Here is a 15,265-nt window from a genome sequence, read left to right on the forward strand (position 1 = left end):
CCAAATCCCAAAGTCCAAATCCCAAACTGGTAGCAGTCGCCTAACCACCTGTAACAGTAAGATGTTACTGGTGGCCAGCGCCCATTTTGGAATTTATTCCGACGCGAGTTCCATCTTTTTCAGTGGATTGCGGGTATTTTCCGCATACTGTTCGCGCTTTTCCAGGATATCCAGGCAGCCGAAGATGGCCTGGCGGAAAGAAGCGGCGTCGGCCAGGTTCTTGCCTGCAATGTCAAATGCAGTGCCATGGTCCGGGGAGGTGCGCACAATGGGCAGCCCGGCGGTATAGTTGATGCCATGGCCGGCAGCCAGCGACTTGAAGGGGATCAGGCCCTGGTCGTGGTACATAGCCAGCACGCCGTCAAACTGCTCGTACATGTGGCGGGCAAAGAAGGCATCGGCGCTGTAGGGGCCAAAGGCCAGTATGCCGCCGGTCTTGGCCTGGTTAATGGCCGGGAGTATCTGCTGGATCTCCTCCTGGCCTATCAGTCCTTCATCGCCGGCATGGGGGTTTAATCCCAGCACCGCAATACGGGGCTTGTCTATGCCAAAATCCTTTACCAGGCTGTCTTTCATCAATTGCAGCTTGGCTAGTATATTCTCCCGGGTTACATACTGCGCTACTTCCGCCACCGGCACATGCTCGGTAAGCAGGCCGATGCGCATATTGTCTGCCGTCATGAACATCAGCACGTCTTTGGCGCTGAAGGCGTCCCGCAGGAAGGGAGTATGACCGGTATAGTTAAAGTTGGCGTTCTGGATATTCTTTTTATGGATGGGCGCCGTTACCAGCCCCTGTAAATGCCCGTCTTTCAGGCACTGGATGGCTACGGACAGGGAGCGGGCCGCATATTTGCCCCCGGTATCATTCAGTACGCCCGGCGTTATCTGCACTTCTTCCTCCCAGCAGTTGAAAACGTTTACCTGCTTGTGGTTCAGGCGGTTAAACTCTTTCAGGCTCTGGTAGTTGAAATTGCTCTCGTTCATCAGCTTCCGGTAGAAATTGACGGTCTTGTTGGACGCAAAGATCACCGGAGTGCAAAACTCCAGCATCCTGCTGTCCGCAAAGGTCTTAATGATCAATTCTGTGCCTATGCTGTTGATATCACCTACCGTGATACCGATTACCGGTTTGTTGATATGCGTGTTACTCATGACAAACAAAGATACCAAATTCCAAATACCAAATTCCAAATCCCAAACTGGCGGCAATCGTCCCGGCTAAGCAGTAACAGTTCAGTATTATTAGTGGCCTGCCGGTATTTTTGGTATTTTTGCCACCGCCATGTATACACTTAAAAAATCGCTGGGGCAGCACTTCCTGAAAGATGAGCAGATGTGCAGTAAAATAGTGCGGGCATTGCCCGTAACGGAAGGCTGGCAGGTGCTGGAGGTGGGGCCGGGCGCCGGCGCCATTACCAAATACCTGCTGCAGTTGCCCGGTATAGATTTTAAGGCCGTGGAGCTGGATACGGAAAAGGTGCAGTACCTGGAGCAGACCTATCCCGGCATCCGGGGCCGGCTGATCCACCGCAGCTTCCTGGAGATACCCCCGCCCTTTGAAGGGGCTTTTGCCGTGATCGGCAATTTCCCGTACAACATATCTTCCCAGATACTGTTCCGCATACTGGAATGGAAGGAGCAGGTGCCCCTGGTAGTGGGCATGTTCCAGAAGGAGGTGGCCCAGCGCATAGCAGCAGGGCATGGCGGTAAGGACTATGGCATCCTGAGCGTGCTGGTACAGGCCTTTTACCGGGTGGAGTACCTGTTTGAGGTGCATGAGCAATGCTTTATGCCGCCGCCCAAGGTAAAATCCGCCGTGATACGGCTCACCCGCCTGGAGCAGCCGTATGATATTGCCAGTGAGCGTAAGTTCTTTACGCTGGTAAAAACGGCCTTCAACCAACGGCGCAAGCAGTTGCGCAATCCCCTGAAAGCATTATTTGACAAGTCATATCTGCAGGACAGCATTTTCAGCAAAAGGGCGGAGGCGCTGACCGTGGCAGACTTTGTAGCACTATCCCATAAGATGATATGAACAGCAAAGTTTTAATTACCGCAAGGGTACATGAATATTTGATCAACAGACTGGAGGGAAAAGGATATGAAGTGATCTACCGGCCTTCCGTTACCTATGATGAGGCCATGCAGTTGCTGCAGGACTGTACCGGCCTGATAGTGACCACCCGCCTGCGGGTGGACAAGGCGTTGCTGGACCACGCGCCCCTGCTGCAGTGGATAGGCCGCCTGGGTTCCGGCATGGAGCTGATAGACGTGCCTTATGCGGAAAGCAGGGGTATTCGCTGCGTAAGCAGCCCGGAGGGCAATTGCGACGCCGTAGGGGAGCAGGCCCTGGGCATGCTGCTCTGCCTGCTCAACAATGTGCTGAAAAGCAACCTGGAGCTGCGCCGCGATATCTGGGAGCGGGACGGCAACCGCGGGTACGAGCTGAATGGCAAAACCGTGGGCATTATTGGCTACGGGCACACCGGCGCCGCCTTTGCCCGCAAGCTGCAGGGCTTTGACGTGCAGGTGCTGGCCTACGATAAATATAAAAAAGGCTTCAGCGCAGGTTATGTGCAGGAAGCCGCCATGGAAGATATCTATGCCAACGCGGATGTGGTGAGCATTCACCTGCCGCTCACAGACGAAACCCGCCACCTGGCCAATGCCGCCTTTTTCAGCGCTTTTGCAAAACCCACCTGGTTCCTCAATACCGCCCGTGGCAAAATAGTGCATACGGCCGACCTGATTGCCGCCCTGGAAGCGGGCACCCTGGCGGGCGCCGGCCTGGACGTGCTGGAAAATGAGAAGCTGTCCACCTACTCCGAAACCGAGCGCCGCCAGTTTGAGCGCCTGCTGCAATTGCCCAACGTAGTGCTTACCCCGCACATTGCCGGATACTCCCATGAAGCAAGCATTAAAATGCCTGCTTATGTATTGGATAAGTTGGGAATTTAGTTGGCTGGTATTGAAAATTGGCTATATTTGCGATACATACAACATAGTACAACGCTTCTGTGCAAATGGAGGCGTTGATTTTTTTTTCTTATCTCTAAAACCCAAAAGTTATGTCTGGCGTCAACTATGTTACGAAAGAAACCCTTGAGCAAATGAAAGATGAACTGAGTGTGCTTAAAACCAAGGGTAGGGCGGAAATTGCCAGGGCTATTGCAGAAGCTAGGGAAAAAGGCGACCTGAAAGAAAATGCGGAATATGATGCGGCAAAGGAAGCCCAGGGCCTGCATGAAGCCAAAATAGCTTCTCTCGAAAATGCGATTGCTACTGCCAGGGTAGTGGAAGCAGATACGATCGATACGTCAAAGGTGTCTATATTGTGCAAGGTGACCATTACCAATGTAGCCAATAAAAAAACCATGACCTACCAGTTGGTGTCCGAAACCGAAGCGGACCTCAAAGCAGGTAAGATATCCGTTACCTCTCCCATCGGCAAAGGGCTGCTGGGCAAGCAGGTGGGCGAGATCGCCGATGTAAAGGCGCCCAACGGAAATATCAAGTTCAAGATCGATCATATTACCGTATGATAAACTGATACGCACATCCACAGGTCCCGTTCGTAATTTCCGGACGGGATTTTTTTTCCAAATCCAATCTTATCGTCCTATGTCAGTATTCACCAAGATCATCAAAGGCGAGATACCCAGTTACCAGATAGCGGAGAACGACCGTTTCTACGCATTCCTGGACATTTTTCCCCTGGTAAAGGGGCATACGCTGGTAGTGCCCAAGCTGGAGGTGGACCGCTTCTTTGATGTGCCCGAGGACCTGCTGGCGGAGTACCTGGTATTTGCCCGGCCCATTGCCAAAGCGCTGGAGCATATCTTCCCCTGCAACCGCGTAGGGATCAGCGTGGTAGGGCTGGAGGTGCCCCATGCGCATATGCACCTGATACCGATCAATTCGGCAGATGACATGAATTTTGCACGTCCGAAGCTGAAATTATCTGAGGCGGAATTTAAGGAAGTGCAGGAAAAGATCAGGGCAGAGATGTCGAAACATTAGGGGCGTGGGGTACATTGAAACGGAAGCCTACGCCATGCAGGGTTTCCAGCTTTATATCCGGGTCTGACTTAAAGTACTTCCGCAGCTTGGTAATGAACACATCCATGCTGCGCCCCAGGAAATAATCGTCCTTCCCCCATACATTGAATAATATGTCCTCCCGCTTCAGCGCCTTGTTGGCGTTCTCGCACAGGTACCGGAGCAGGTCCGCCTCCTTTTGCGTAAGCGTAATGGATTTCTGCTCCACGTTGTCGTGCAACCGCAGGTCGTTATAGTCAAATGTAAGCCTGCCGATCACGTACCGCGAAGGCTTGGCGGCCTGGCTGGCCTGTACCATGTTCTTGGTCCGCTTCAGGAACACCTCTATGCGTAAGAATAGCTCCTGCAGGTTAATAGGCTTGGTAATATAATCGTCCGCGCCGGTCTTGAAACCTGCGATCTTGTCCTCCACCATTGATTTGGAAGTGATGAAGAGGATGGGGATCACATCATTTCTTTTACGGATCTGCCTGGCCAGTTCAAACCCATGGTCTTTTTCAGGAACGCCTCCCTTTTTGGGGATCATCACATCCAGCAGGCATATGTCAAAAGTCCGGTGCTGGAATTCTTCCCAGGCCATCAGCCCGTCAGTACAATGCCTTACCTCATAGCCGTGCTCTTCCAGTCTACGTTTTGTTACCGCACCCACATTCTGATCATCTTCCACAAATAGGATTCTTGCTTTCATAGTTGCAGTGATGCTGATTAATATAAAATGTCATATTTTCTACCATCGTCTGGTATTAACGGAAATCGTTCAGTAATGGCGCTGTCCCGTGCCCACTAATAACCACCCGTTATTCTGTCTGGGTGCTGTTGCATGAACTGTTCCCAGCCTTTCGCTTTGGAGACCGTGGAAAGCGGGCTGGTTTCCTGGAAAAAATGGCAAACGGCTACTGCCAGCGCATCCGTGGCATCCAGGAAATCAGGCCGTTCGGAGAACAGCAGTATGCGTTGTAACATTTGCCATACCTGCTCCTTGTCTGCATTACCATTACCTGTTATGGATTGTTTCACTTTTTTCGGGGAATATTCTGCTACGGAAAGCCCGGCGTGCATGGCAGTGGCGATTGCTACGCCCTGCGCCCGGCCCAGCTTCAGCATACTCTGCACATTCTTGCCAAAAAAAGGGGCTTCAATAGCACAGCAGTCGGGTTTGTAGGTAAATATCAGTTCCTGTATACAGGCATGTATCAGTTGTAGCCTTTCGTAGTGATCCTTATGACCGGATAGTTTTAGCACATCCATTTTAATAAGACTGGCCGTTTTGCCCTGTACCTGTATAAGACCATACCCCATTACCAGCGTACCCGGATCTATCCCCAGAATTATTTTTGACTTCTTTGCCAACCGCAGTTTATTTTTGCCAAAATCTTGAATGTCTGAACAAAAGTACCAAAATAATTCTCAATTACCTGTTAGGGATAGGCCTTTTTAGCTGGCTGGCCTATTCCATATATATGCAGGTGAAGTTACAGCCCAACCTGGCATCCTCCTTAAAACAAATGGCTTTCACCCTGCAGCAGAAGGGGGGGATTGCCCTGGCCCTGGTGCTGATACTCATGCTCTTTAACTGGGGGCTGGAGGCGCGCAAGTGGCAGTTGCTGGTAAGGTCGCTGGAGCAGGTATCCTTCCTGCGGGCCTTCAGCGCCATCCTGTCCGGCGTATCCCTGTCCATCAATACGCCTAACCGTATAGGCGAGTACGGTGGGCGCATGCTGTACATGAGCAACCAGAACAAGCTGAAGTCCATAGCCGCTGCCGTGGTAGGCAGCCTGAGTCAACTGATCATTACTATTATCTTTGGGTTAACAGGGCTGGTCTATTATATCAACAACTTCCCGCTGGTAAAGGAACACGGCTATTTTGCCCCCAACTTCTGGGAAAAAATTTTACTGGGCCTGCTGGTGATTATTGGCGCGTTAATTATAATATTATATTTTCGGTTGCAGATTATAGTAGCCATCTTTGAAAGGATCCCGGCTTTAAGGAAGGCGAAAGTGTTTGTACAGATCATAACCCGTTATACTACTGCGGAATTGCAGTATCTTTTGTTGCTTTCTGCCTGCAGGTACATGGTCTTCTCGGCACAGTATTTGATTTTATTAGATACGTTTGGCGTTGAAATGCTGTGGTGGCAAGGATTTATGATGAATGCAGTCACCTACCTGGTGATGGCGCTGGTCCCCACCATCGCCATCGTGGAGATAGGGCTGAGAGGAAAGGTAAGCCTTTACTTCCTGGGCCTGTTAAGCACAAACACCGCAGCTATCATAGCTGCCACAGTAGGTATCTGGCTGATAAACCTGCTTTTACCGGCTATAGTGGGCAGTGTACTGCTATTAGGAGTAAAGATTTTTAAGGATAAATAGGATCCATCAATGAGGTATTTTATACTCATATTTTTACTGGTAGGTTTATTGCACAGTTATCCCGTTAAAGCCCAAAGCGAGTTTTGTGGTGTTACCAATGGAAGTTTTCAGCCCGGAGAGCAGATCACCCTCAAAGTGTTTTACCGGCTCAGCGGCGTATACGTGGGGGCCGGAGAGGCCACCTTTAACTGCCTGCTGGAAAAGCTGGGCGGTAAAGACGTGTACCACCTGGTAGGAGAAGGCAAAACCTACCGGGCCTATGACTGGTTCTTTAAGGTGCGCGACCGGTACGAGAGCTATGTGGACACCGCCACGCTGAAACCCCTGAAATTCATCCGGAACGTGAGCGAGGGCGGTTACAAGATATACAACAACGTTACCTTTAACCAGGCCCAGAACACCGCCACCAGCACCAATGGCACCTTTAAGGTGCCGGACTGCGTGCAGGACGTGATCAGCGCCGTGTACTACGCCCGCAATATCGACTTCAACAAGTACAAGCCCAATGACAAGATACACTTTGATATGTTCCTGGACGACGAGGTGTATAACATCTATATCCGGTACATGGGAAAGGAGGAGGTGAATACCAAGTTCGGCAAGTTCCGGGCCATACGGTTCAAGCCCCTGCTGATCAAAGGCACCATGTTCCAGGGCGGGGAGCAGATGGACGTATGGGTGAGCGATGACGCCAATAAAGTGCCCCTGCGCATACAAAGCGCCATCTCCGTAGGCAGCATCGTGGTAGACATGATCGGGTATAAAAACCTCCGGCATGCCTTTTCCTCCCTAATAAAGAAACGTTAAAATACAGGCTGCGGGCGGCTGATCAGTAGCTGCAGCAGCCCGGAAACGCTATAAAATTCTATATTTGCCCAAACTATAATCCTTATGGAAGAGCGTAAACCAAAAATATTGCTGGCAGAAGATGATACCAATCTGGGTATGGTGCTGAAGAACTACCTGGAGCTGAACGACTATGACGTAGAACTGTCCCGCGATGGTATCCTGGCGCTGGCGGCCTTCAGGCGCGACAAGTTTGACCTGTGCCTGCTGGATATTATGATGCCCAATATGGACGGTTTTAAACTGGCGGAGGAAATACGGGACGTGGACCCGGATATTCCCCTGTTCTTCCTGTCCGCCAAAACCATGAAAGAGGATATCATCCAGGGATACAAGCTGGGGGCGGACGATTATATTGTAAAACCCTTTGACAGCGAGCTGCTGCTACTGAAGATAAAGGCTATCCTGAAGCGTAACCAGGAGCTGAGCAGCAAAGAGGAAGAGCAGCATGAGTTCTCCATAGGCCGCTACGATTTCAATGCCCGGCTGCGCACGCTTACCCGCAACGGGGAGTCGCATACGCTCTCCCCCAAGGAGAACGAGCTGCTGCGCATGCTCTGCGAACATAAGAACGATCTTTTGCCCAGGGAACTGGCCCTTAAGAAGATATGGGGCAGCGATACCTACTTTAACGGCCGCAGCATGGACGTGTACATTGCCAAGCTACGCAAATACCTGAAAGAGGACCCCGATATCGAGATCGTGAATATTCACGGGAACGGGTTCAGGTTGGTGGTGAAAGAGTAGAGCGCGTATTAAAACAATTGCCCCGCGCCACCCCTGGCGCCGGGTGTTTTCCCCAGGTGCACATACGCTTTTTCGGTTACCTCGCGTCCGCGGGGCGTACGTTTGATAAAGCCTTCCTGTATCAGGAACGGCTCATATACCTCTTCCAGCGTACCGGCTTCTTCGCCCACAGCGGTGGCAATGGTGGTAATGCCCACCGGGCCGCCCTTGAAGTTCTCAATGATCACGTTCAGGATGCGGTTGTCCATCTCATCCAGGCCGTATTCATCCACATTCAGGGCTTTGAGGCTGAACTTGGCGATGTCCAGGTCAATGGAGCCATTGCCCATAACCTGCGCAAAGTCGCGCACGCGGCGCAGCAGCCCGTTGGCAATACGGGGCGTGCCCCGGGAGCGGCGGGCTATTTCCATGGCGGCCTCGGAAGTGATCTTGGTTTGCAGGAGGGCAGACGCCCGCCAGATGATCTTTTGCAAGGTAGTGGCGTTGTAATATTCCAGCCTCGACTTGATACCGAAGCGTGACAGCAGCGGGGCGGTGAGCAAGCCGCTGCGGGTAGTGGCCCCGATCAAAGTGAAGGGGTGCAGGTTGATCTGTATGGAGCGGGCGCTGGGGCCGCTGTCTATCATAATGTCAATACGGTAATCCTCCATGGCGGAATACAGGTACTCCTCCACTACGGTGCTCAGCCGGTGTATCTCGTCAATGAACAATACATCCTTGTCTTCCAGGTTGGTCAGCAGGCCGGCCAGGTCGCCGGGCTTTTCGATCACCGGCCCGGATGTTTCCCGGATGTTCACACCCAGCTCGTTGGACACAATGCGCGACAGGGTGGTTTTTCCCAGTCCCGGGGGGCCGTGGAACAGGATGTGGTCCAGCGCTTCCCCGCGCATTTTGGCAGCCTTGATAAACACTTTCAGGTTCTCAATGATCTGCTCCTGCCCGGAAAAATCCACGATCTCCCGGGGGCGTATGCTGTTCTCAAACTCTTTTTCTGCGGCGCTCAGGCGGTGCTCATCAGGTCTTAAATGCGGATTGGACATAATCAACTGAAAGTGCCCAAAAATACGCAATTATGCCGTATGGGTTTGCTTGTTTATTAGTATATTAGTTTATTTGTGATCTACTAATATATTACCTCTATGATCAGGATATGGTTAACCGGATTTGTGCTGCTGGCATTCAGTACTGTAGCCCGCTCCCAGGACAGCATCAGCAGCGGGGAGGTTGAGCGCATTATCACCACGCTGGCGTCCGACGAGATGCAGGGCCGCAAAACGTTCAGCCCCGGGATAGATAAAGCCGCATCCTTTATTGAGCAGGAATTCGAGAAAGCCGGGCTTCAGCCCTGGCAGGGCGCCAAGGGGTTCCGCCAGAATTTTTATATGTACCGTATCAAACCGGTGTCCGTAGATCTCACCATCAATAATGAAAAACGTATACCCGATGATGTTATCGTGCAAAGCAGCGCCGGCCAGCTTACCTGGAACCAGGAAGGGCAGGTGGCGGAGCAGCATGTAAAGGCCGGCGATAATTTCTACGAACGGATCCGGGAACTGCGCCAGCAGAAAGGGAACACCATCGTATGGGTGGACGCCGCCCAGGCTGAAGCTTTCCGCCAGTACCGGCAATACCTGCAGAACAGCAACCTGATGGCAGACAGCGCCAACCTGGTGCTGGTGCTGCAGCAGCCTACGGATACGGCCATACGCAGCGTGAACCTGGAGGTGCGCCAGCAGGTTACGCCCCTGCCGCTTTTTAACGTAGTGGGCATGATACCCGGCAGCAGCAAGCCCGATGAGTACGTGATCTTTTCCGCGCACTACGATCACCTGGGCATTATAGCGCCGGTGGAGCAGGACAGCATTGCCAACGGGGCGGACGACGATGCCAGCGGCACTACGGCCGTGATTGCGCTGGCCTATTATTTCAGGCACCATTCCCCGGCCCGCACCCTGGTGTTTGCCGCTTTTACAGGCGAAGAAATGGGCAGCTACGGGGCCCGGTATTTTTCCCGGCAGCTTGATCCCGCCAAAGTAGTGGCCATGTTCAACATTGAAATGATAGGCAAGGAAGCGAAGTTTGGGAAAAACACTGCTTTCATTACAGGCTTTGAACGGTCTGACTTCGGCCCGATATTGCAGCGCAACCTGGAGCATTCCGTGTTCCGCTTTCACCCGGACCCTTACCCGGAGCAGAACCTGTTCTTCCGGTCAGACAATGCTACCCTGGCCCGCCTGGGCGTGCCGGCGCATACTATTTCTACAGACCAGATCGATAAGGACACCCTCTACCATACGGTAAATGATGAGGTGGAAAGCCTGGATATCGAAAATATTACCAACACCATCAAGGCTATTGCACAAAGCGCTGTATCTATCGTGAACGGCACGGATACGCCCACCCGCATAGAGATGGATAAACCGAAGTCAACAGTAAAGCCTTAATAATCGTGGTGTAACATATAATTAATTTAATTTAAATTCCGGCGCCGGTTGCATTTTTTATCGGGATTAAGGCTTAAATTCACTTCGTTTTCACAATCCCCACACTTAAAACCATATCAAAATGCAACCTAAATTCCACAAGATCTGCGGAGCATTGGCCCTGGCGTCAATACTTTTTGTCTCCGCCTGCACCAAGATGGATGCTCCGGCGCCTTCACCGGATGCGGATGCTGATGGCAAGATCAGTTATGAAATGACCGCCACCAATCCCTCCTCTACAATCAGCGGCGATGCAGCCGGGATCGAGCGGCTGGCCACTATTACCAACAACCCTTCCATGGCTAAAACCTCCGGTAGCTTTGACTTTACCTGGACGGAAGTAATGGTACGGGTAAGAGAAGTAAAATTCGCCGCAAAAAAAGGCAACGATGAAGTGGAGTTCAAACTGAAGACAGACCGTATGGTAGACGTGCTGGAAGCCATTGGATTCCTGGGCATGATAGAAATACCCAGGGGTACCTATGAGCACGTAAAAGTAGCTGTTAAAATAGCCGGCGATGAAGAAAATCCTGCGGCCATCATGAAAGGATTTATTACCTGGGAAGGTAATGATATTCCTTTCAGCGTGCGCCTGGCCGGCGAGGTAAATTTAAAAGCCCATGCCAGGGACGTTATGGTTACCGACACTTCCCTTTCCTTTAAGGGTAAGCTGCAACTGGACCTGAAAGTAGTGATGGCCAAGCTGCAGATCGGTGACTTTACCGGCTCTTTCAGCGGCGGCGAACTGGTGATCAATGTTCATGTAAATGACAAGACCGGCAAGAAGGTGAAAGAAGGGCTGGAAGGCTGTATGCGCGCAGAGCACAAAAGAGATTGAGGAAGTGAAATGTGAATAGTGAAAGGTGAATGATTGCGTTATGTTCTATTTCCAGTCCATTCACCTTTCACTATTCACTTTTCACCCTTACTCCATCACTAAGCTGCTGAGCACCGCGAAATGGTCGGATGCAAAGCGGCCACCCCAGGTGTTGGAGAGCGTGGCATGCCGCAGCACGCGGAATTTCCCTTTCAGGAATATATAGTCAATGGGTTGGGTCCCTCTTTCCCCATGCCTGAACCCGTTAAAGGTGCCCTCCGGGCCAAAATGCGGCGTTTGGCTGAGGGCTTTGCTGTCTGTAAAATGCAGTGGATCGCTGTTATCCATAATCACTTTGATCGGCTCATCATCCGGGGTGGCGTTAAAGTCGCCGGTAATGACAGCCGGTGTTTTGCCGGCTATGGCATGCACCTGTTTCAGCAGCAGATGCGCGCTTTCCCTGCGGGCCACTTCTCCCCGGTGGTCAAAATGCGTATTAAAATGGAAGAATACCTTGTTGGTCTTTTTGTCCCGGAACTTGCCCCAGGTGACAATGCGGGTAATGGCCGCGTCCCAGCCTTTGCTGCCTGGCACCTGCGGGGTGGCGGACAGCCAGAAGGTTTCGCTCTGCAGCAGTTGCAGGCGGGTAGTGTCATAAAAAATAGCGGAAAATTCGCCTTTGGTCTTCCCGTCGTCCCGTCCTACGCCGGTGTGCTTATACTGCGGCAGGCGCTGCTGCAGGTCTGTTATCTGGTCGTACAGGGCTTCCTGCACGCCCAGCAGGTCTGTTTCATAAAAAAGCACGGTGCCGGCTACTTTATCCTTGCGGTAAGGCCATGCATCCAGGCTGTCGGATGCCGTGTTGTAACGGATATTAAAGGTCATGACGGTTAAGGGCGTCTGTGCCATTGCGGCGCTGCCTGCAGCAAGCAGCAGCAGGAGGAGTAAGCATGTTTTCTTCATAATTTAAGAACCGATTAAGCGGTAAAAATAATGACGTGTGCGTTGAAGGAGGCAGGCTCCTGTATTAAATTTATGTAAACGTGGATGCAACAAAAATGCCACACGCCAGGTGTGGCATTTTTTATTGCTTTCATAACTATTTTAAACCACTACGTTGATCATTCTTCCTTTTACGATCACTACCTTTTTCAATTGCTTCCCTTCCATCCATTTCTGTACCACCTCGTTGGCCAGCACTTCCTGCTCAATGGAGGCATTGTCTGCATCCAGGGCAAAGCCCATTTCGGTACGGGTTTTACCGTTGATGGCCACCGGGTAGGTAAAGGTGCTTTCCTTCACATACTGCTCGTCAAAAACCGGGTAGGCAGCGTCCAGTATGCTGGTGGTATTCCCCAGCAAATGCCACAGCTCCTCGCATACGTGCGGTGCAAAGGGCGCCAGCAGCACCAGCAGCGGCTCCAGTATGCTGCGCTTGCTGCATTTCAGGGAGGTGAGCTCGTTCAGGCAGATCATGAACTGGCTGACGGCCGTATTGTAGGAGAAGCTGCTGGTATCGCCGTCTATCTTCTGGATGGTTTTGTGCAGCACCTTCAGCTCTTCGGGCGTGGCGGGCGTATCCTTTACGATCAGGCCCTTCTGCTCATCCACGTAGAGGCGCCACAGTTTTTTCAGGAAGCGGTGCACGCCCTCAATACCCTTGGTTTCCCAGGGTTTGGACTGCTCTACCGGCCCCAGGAACATCTCGTACATGCGGAATGTATCTGCGCCGTACTTTTCCACGATGTCGTCCGGGTTAACGGTGTTGAACAAACGCTTGCTCATTTTTTCCAGCAGCGTGCCGCAAATGTACTTGCCGTCCTCCAGAATGAACTCCGCATCCTGGTAGTCGGTGCGCCATTTACGGAAGGCAGCGATGTCCAGTTCTGTACCGTCCACGATGTTCACATCCACGTGCAGCTCGTCTGTTTCGTACTGGTCCTTTATCCCTTGCGATACAAAGGTATTGGTGCCGCGTATGCGGTATACCAGGCGGGAGCTGCCGCCTATCATGCCCTGGTTAATGATCTTTTTATACGGCTCGTCAAAGCCGATGTAACCGAGGTCGTGCAGGGCCTTGGTCCACATGCGGGAGTACAGCAGGTGGCCTACGGCATGTTCCGTACCGCCAATGTACACATCTACCTGGTTCCAGTAGTCGGTAGCTGCCCGGTCCGCAAAAGCGTTGTCGTTATGCGGGTCCATGTAGCGGAGGAAGTACCAGCTACTGCCGGCATAGCCGGGCATGGTATTGGTTTCACGGCGTATGCCGGGGGCCAGGTTCACCCAGTCCGTTACATTGGCCAGCGGGCCTTCCCCGTCCTCGCCCGGTTTATAGTCCTCGATGAAGGGCAGCTCCACCGGCAGCTCCTTTTCGTCTGCAGGATAAGCAATCCCGTCTTTGTATATGATCGGGAAAGGCTCGCCCCAGTAGCGCTGGCGGCTGAAGCCGGCGTCCCGCATCTTATAATTGATCTGCCGCTTGCCGATGCCCAGTTCCTCTACTTTATCGGCTACCAGGCCCATGGCGGTTTTCATGTCCATCCCGTCCAGGAAGTCGCTGTGCTGCAGCACGGCGTCCTTGGTGGGATTGGCCTCTTCGCCGTTAAAGGCGTCGCCAATGATGTTGGTAATGGGAATGTTGAAGTGTTTGGCAAACAGGAAATCGCGCTGGTCCCCGCAGGGCACGGCCATAATGGCGCCGGTGCCGTAGCCGGCCAGCACGTATTCTGATATCCATACCGGTATGGGCCGCCCATTGAAGGGGTTGAGCGCATAGGCGCCGGTAAAGCAGCCGGTGATCTGTTTTACCTCGGCCAGCCGTTCCCGCTCGGAGCGGCTTTGCACGTAGTCCAGGTATTTCTCCACATCGGCGCGCAGCTCCGCGGTCGTGATCCGGGATACCAGCTCATGTTCCGGGGCCAGCACCATAAAGTCCACGCCGAATATCGTATCCGGGCGGGTGGTGTATACGGTTACCGCAAATTCAGCGCCCCCATTCTGGACTTTGGGATCTGGACTTTGGGATTTGGGATTTGGGATTTGGAATTTGATCTCCGCTCCCTGGCTTTTACCGATCCAGTTGCGCTGCATTTCCTTCAGGGCCTCGCTATAGTCTACACGCTCCAGGCCTTCCAGCAGGCGGTTGGCGTATTCTGTGATGCGCAGGAACCACTGCCGCATTTTCTTCTTGATCACGGGGTGGCCGCCGCGCTCGCTCACGCCGTTCACCACCTCATCGTTGGCCAGCACGGTGCCCAGCGCCGGGCACCAGTTCACCTCCGCATGGGCCAGGTAGGCCAGGCGGTAGTGCATCAGTATTTCCCGCTGCCGGGTTTCGTCATAGCTTTTCCACTCCGCGGCAGTAAACTGCAGGGTGCGGTCGCCGGGGCATTCATGGCCGGCATTGCCCTGTTGTTCAAAGAGGGCAGTAAGCGCAGCAATGCGCTCGGCCCGCTGGGTCTTCCGGTTGTACCAACTGTCAAACAGTTGCAGGAAGATCCACTGGGTCCATTTATAATAGGCCGGGTCGGAAGTGCGGATCTCGCGCTCCCAGTCAAAGCAGAAGCCGATATGCTCCAGTTGCCTGCGGAAAGCGTCTATATTCTGCGCAGTGGTTACGGCGGGGTGCTGCCCTGTTTCCCGGGCGTATTCCTCGGCCGGCAGGCCAAAGGCGTCATATCCCATGGGGTGCAGCACGTTAAAGCCTTTCAGCCGTTTATAACGCGCGTATATATCGGAGGCAATATAGCCCAGCGGATGGCCCACATGCAGCCCCGCACCGGAGGGGTAGGGGAACATGTCCAGCACATAACACTTGGGCCTGGAGGGGTTGTTACTTACCCGGTAAGCATTGGTCTGCTTCCAGTGCTCCTGCCATTTTTTCTCTATATCCCTGTAGTTGTATTCCATTTTGTTAAAAAAATCTGTTGGGATTG

At 52.6% G+C, this 15,265-nt stretch carries 15 protein-coding genes; 9 read left to right on the top strand and 6 right to left on the bottom strand.

Features of this window, described 5'->3' with window-relative positions:
* Nucleotides 1-93: 93 nt before the first annotated feature.
* Nucleotides 94-1,155, bottom strand: a complete 1,062-nt coding sequence (gene pdxA, locus LX66_RS08150; RefSeq protein WP_145711628.1) for a 4-hydroxythreonine-4-phosphate dehydrogenase PdxA — start codon at nt 1,153-1,155, stop codon at nt 94-96.
* Between the two features lie 130 nt (nt 1,156-1,285).
* On the opposite strand from pdxA, the gene rsmA reads away from it, so the two are divergent.
* From rsmA to LX66_RS08170, 4 genes are all read left to right on the top strand, one after another.
* Complete coding sequence (gene rsmA, locus LX66_RS08155; protein ID WP_145711631.1) at nt 1,286-2,038, top strand: 16S rRNA (adenine(1518)-N(6)/adenine(1519)-N(6))-dimethyltransferase RsmA; 753 nt, start codon at nt 1,286-1,288, stop codon at nt 2,036-2,038.
* The gene (locus LX66_RS08160) at nt 2,035-2,961 is read left to right on the top strand and encodes an NAD(P)-dependent oxidoreductase (protein WP_145711633.1); all 927 of its coding nucleotides are present in this window, start codon (nt 2,035-2,037) and stop codon (nt 2,959-2,961) included. Before rsmA ends, LX66_RS08160 begins: the two co-directional genes overlap by 4 nt.
* Before the next feature lie 110 nt (nt 2,962-3,071).
* Entirely contained in the window at nt 3,072-3,545 is a 474-nt protein-coding gene (greA, locus tag LX66_RS08165) for a transcription elongation factor GreA (RefSeq protein ID WP_145711635.1), read from the top strand.
* A gap of 79 nt (nt 3,546-3,624) precedes the next feature.
* Nucleotides 3,625-4,023, top strand: coding sequence for an HIT family protein (locus tag LX66_RS08170; protein WP_145711637.1), 399 nt, complete (start codon nt 3,625-3,627; stop codon nt 4,021-4,023).
* Here LX66_RS08170 and LX66_RS08175 read toward each other — a convergent pair.
* Both LX66_RS08175 and ruvC read right to left on the bottom strand, forming a co-directional pair.
* Nucleotides 3,998-4,750: a response regulator transcription factor gene (locus tag LX66_RS08175; RefSeq protein ID WP_145711639.1), complete on the bottom strand. Its 753-nt coding sequence runs from the start codon at nt 4,748-4,750 to the stop codon at nt 3,998-4,000. The two genes, LX66_RS08170 and LX66_RS08175, sit on opposite strands and share 26 nt — an antisense overlap.
* 95 nt (nt 4,751-4,845) lie before the next feature.
* Nucleotides 4,846-5,412, bottom strand: coding sequence for a crossover junction endodeoxyribonuclease RuvC (gene ruvC, locus LX66_RS08180; protein ID WP_145711641.1), 567 nt, complete (start codon nt 5,410-5,412; stop codon nt 4,846-4,848).
* A 110-nt stretch (nt 5,413-5,522) separates the two neighbouring features.
* Here ruvC and LX66_RS08185 point away from each other — a divergent pair, with 110 nt between their 5' ends.
* The 3 genes from LX66_RS08185 (at nt 5,523) to LX66_RS08195 (ending at nt 8,027) form a co-directional block, all read left to right on the top strand.
* Nucleotides 5,523-6,434 (top strand): lysylphosphatidylglycerol synthase domain-containing protein, encoded by a 912-nt coding sequence (locus LX66_RS08185; protein WP_244620333.1) that lies wholly within the window; start codon nt 5,523-5,525, stop codon nt 6,432-6,434.
* A gap of 9 nt (nt 6,435-6,443) precedes the next feature.
* Nucleotides 6,444-7,241, top strand: a complete 798-nt coding sequence (locus LX66_RS08190; protein ID WP_145711644.1) for a DUF3108 domain-containing protein — start codon at nt 6,444-6,446, stop codon at nt 7,239-7,241.
* An 84-nt stretch (nt 7,242-7,325) separates the two neighbouring features.
* Nucleotides 7,326-8,027 carry a response regulator transcription factor gene (locus tag LX66_RS08195; RefSeq protein WP_145711646.1) on the top strand — a complete coding sequence of 234 codons (702 nt, stop codon included), beginning with the start codon at nt 7,326-7,328 and terminating at the stop codon, nt 8,025-8,027.
* 8 nt (nt 8,028-8,035) lie between these two features.
* On the opposite strand, the gene ruvB is transcribed toward LX66_RS08195, so the two are convergent.
* Nucleotides 8,036-9,067 (bottom strand): Holliday junction branch migration DNA helicase RuvB, encoded by a 1,032-nt coding sequence (gene ruvB / locus LX66_RS08200; protein ID WP_145711647.1) that lies wholly within the window; start codon nt 9,065-9,067, stop codon nt 8,036-8,038.
* A gap of 99 nt (nt 9,068-9,166) precedes the next feature.
* Here ruvB and LX66_RS08205 point away from each other — a divergent pair, with 99 nt between their 5' ends.
* Both LX66_RS08205 and LX66_RS08210 read left to right on the top strand, forming a co-directional pair.
* Nucleotides 9,167-10,471, top strand: a complete 1,305-nt coding sequence (locus tag LX66_RS08205) for a M28 family peptidase (RefSeq protein ID WP_145711649.1) — start codon at nt 9,167-9,169, stop codon at nt 10,469-10,471.
* A gap of 121 nt (nt 10,472-10,592) precedes the next feature.
* Nucleotides 10,593-11,348 carry a hypothetical protein gene (locus tag LX66_RS08210; RefSeq protein ID WP_145711650.1) on the top strand — a complete coding sequence of 252 codons (756 nt, stop codon included), beginning with the start codon at nt 10,593-10,595 and terminating at the stop codon, nt 11,346-11,348.
* 87 nt (nt 11,349-11,435) lie between these two features.
* On the opposite strand, the gene LX66_RS08215 is transcribed toward LX66_RS08210, so the two are convergent.
* On the bottom strand, nt 11,436-12,290 hold the full coding sequence (locus LX66_RS08215; protein WP_145711652.1) for an endonuclease/exonuclease/phosphatase family protein: 855 nt from the start codon (nt 12,288-12,290) through the stop codon (nt 11,436-11,438).
* A 141-nt stretch (nt 12,291-12,431) separates the two neighbouring features.
* On the bottom strand, nt 12,432-15,239 hold the full coding sequence (gene leuS / locus LX66_RS08220) for a leucine--tRNA ligase (protein ID WP_145711653.1): 2,808 nt from the start codon (nt 15,237-15,239) through the stop codon (nt 12,432-12,434).
* Nucleotides 15,240-15,265: the final 26 nt, after the last annotated feature.

Origin of the sequence: Chitinophaga japonensis (assembly GCF_007830125.1) — a bacterium.
Classification (GTDB): domain Bacteria; phylum Bacteroidota; class Bacteroidia; order Chitinophagales; family Chitinophagaceae; genus Chitinophaga; species Chitinophaga japonensis.

Coding starts and splice junctions, on each gene's coding strand:
- LX66_RS08170 (WP_145711637.1), top strand. CDS start 3,625: ATGTCAGTATTCACCAAGATCATCAAAGGCGAGATACCCAGTTACCAG.
- leuS (WP_145711653.1), bottom strand. CDS start 15,239: ATGGAATACAACTACAGGGATATAGAGAAAAAATGGCAGGAGCACTGG.
- LX66_RS08185 (WP_244620333.1), top strand. CDS start 5,523: ATGCAGGTGAAGTTACAGCCCAACCTGGCATCCTCCTTAAAACAAATG.
- pdxA (WP_145711628.1), bottom strand. CDS start 1,155: ATGAGTAACACGCATATCAACAAACCGGTAATCGGTATCACGGTAGGT.
- LX66_RS08160 (WP_145711633.1), top strand. CDS start 2,035: ATGAACAGCAAAGTTTTAATTACCGCAAGGGTACATGAATATTTGATC.
- LX66_RS08190 (WP_145711644.1), top strand. CDS start 6,444: ATGAGGTATTTTATACTCATATTTTTACTGGTAGGTTTATTGCACAGT.
- LX66_RS08205 (WP_145711649.1), top strand. CDS start 9,167: ATGATCAGGATATGGTTAACCGGATTTGTGCTGCTGGCATTCAGTACT.
- ruvB (WP_145711647.1), bottom strand. CDS start 9,067: ATGTCCAATCCGCATTTAAGACCTGATGAGCACCGCCTGAGCGCCGCA.
- LX66_RS08195 (WP_145711646.1), top strand. CDS start 7,326: ATGGAAGAGCGTAAACCAAAAATATTGCTGGCAGAAGATGATACCAAT.
- greA (WP_145711635.1), top strand. CDS start 3,072: ATGTCTGGCGTCAACTATGTTACGAAAGAAACCCTTGAGCAAATGAAA.
- rsmA (WP_145711631.1), top strand. CDS start 1,286: ATGTATACACTTAAAAAATCGCTGGGGCAGCACTTCCTGAAAGATGAG.
- LX66_RS08210 (WP_145711650.1), top strand. CDS start 10,593: ATGCAACCTAAATTCCACAAGATCTGCGGAGCATTGGCCCTGGCGTCA.
- LX66_RS08175 (WP_145711639.1), bottom strand. CDS start 4,750: ATGAAAGCAAGAATCCTATTTGTGGAAGATGATCAGAATGTGGGTGCG.
- LX66_RS08215 (WP_145711652.1), bottom strand. CDS start 12,290: ATGAAGAAAACATGCTTACTCCTCCTGCTGCTGCTTGCTGCAGGCAGC.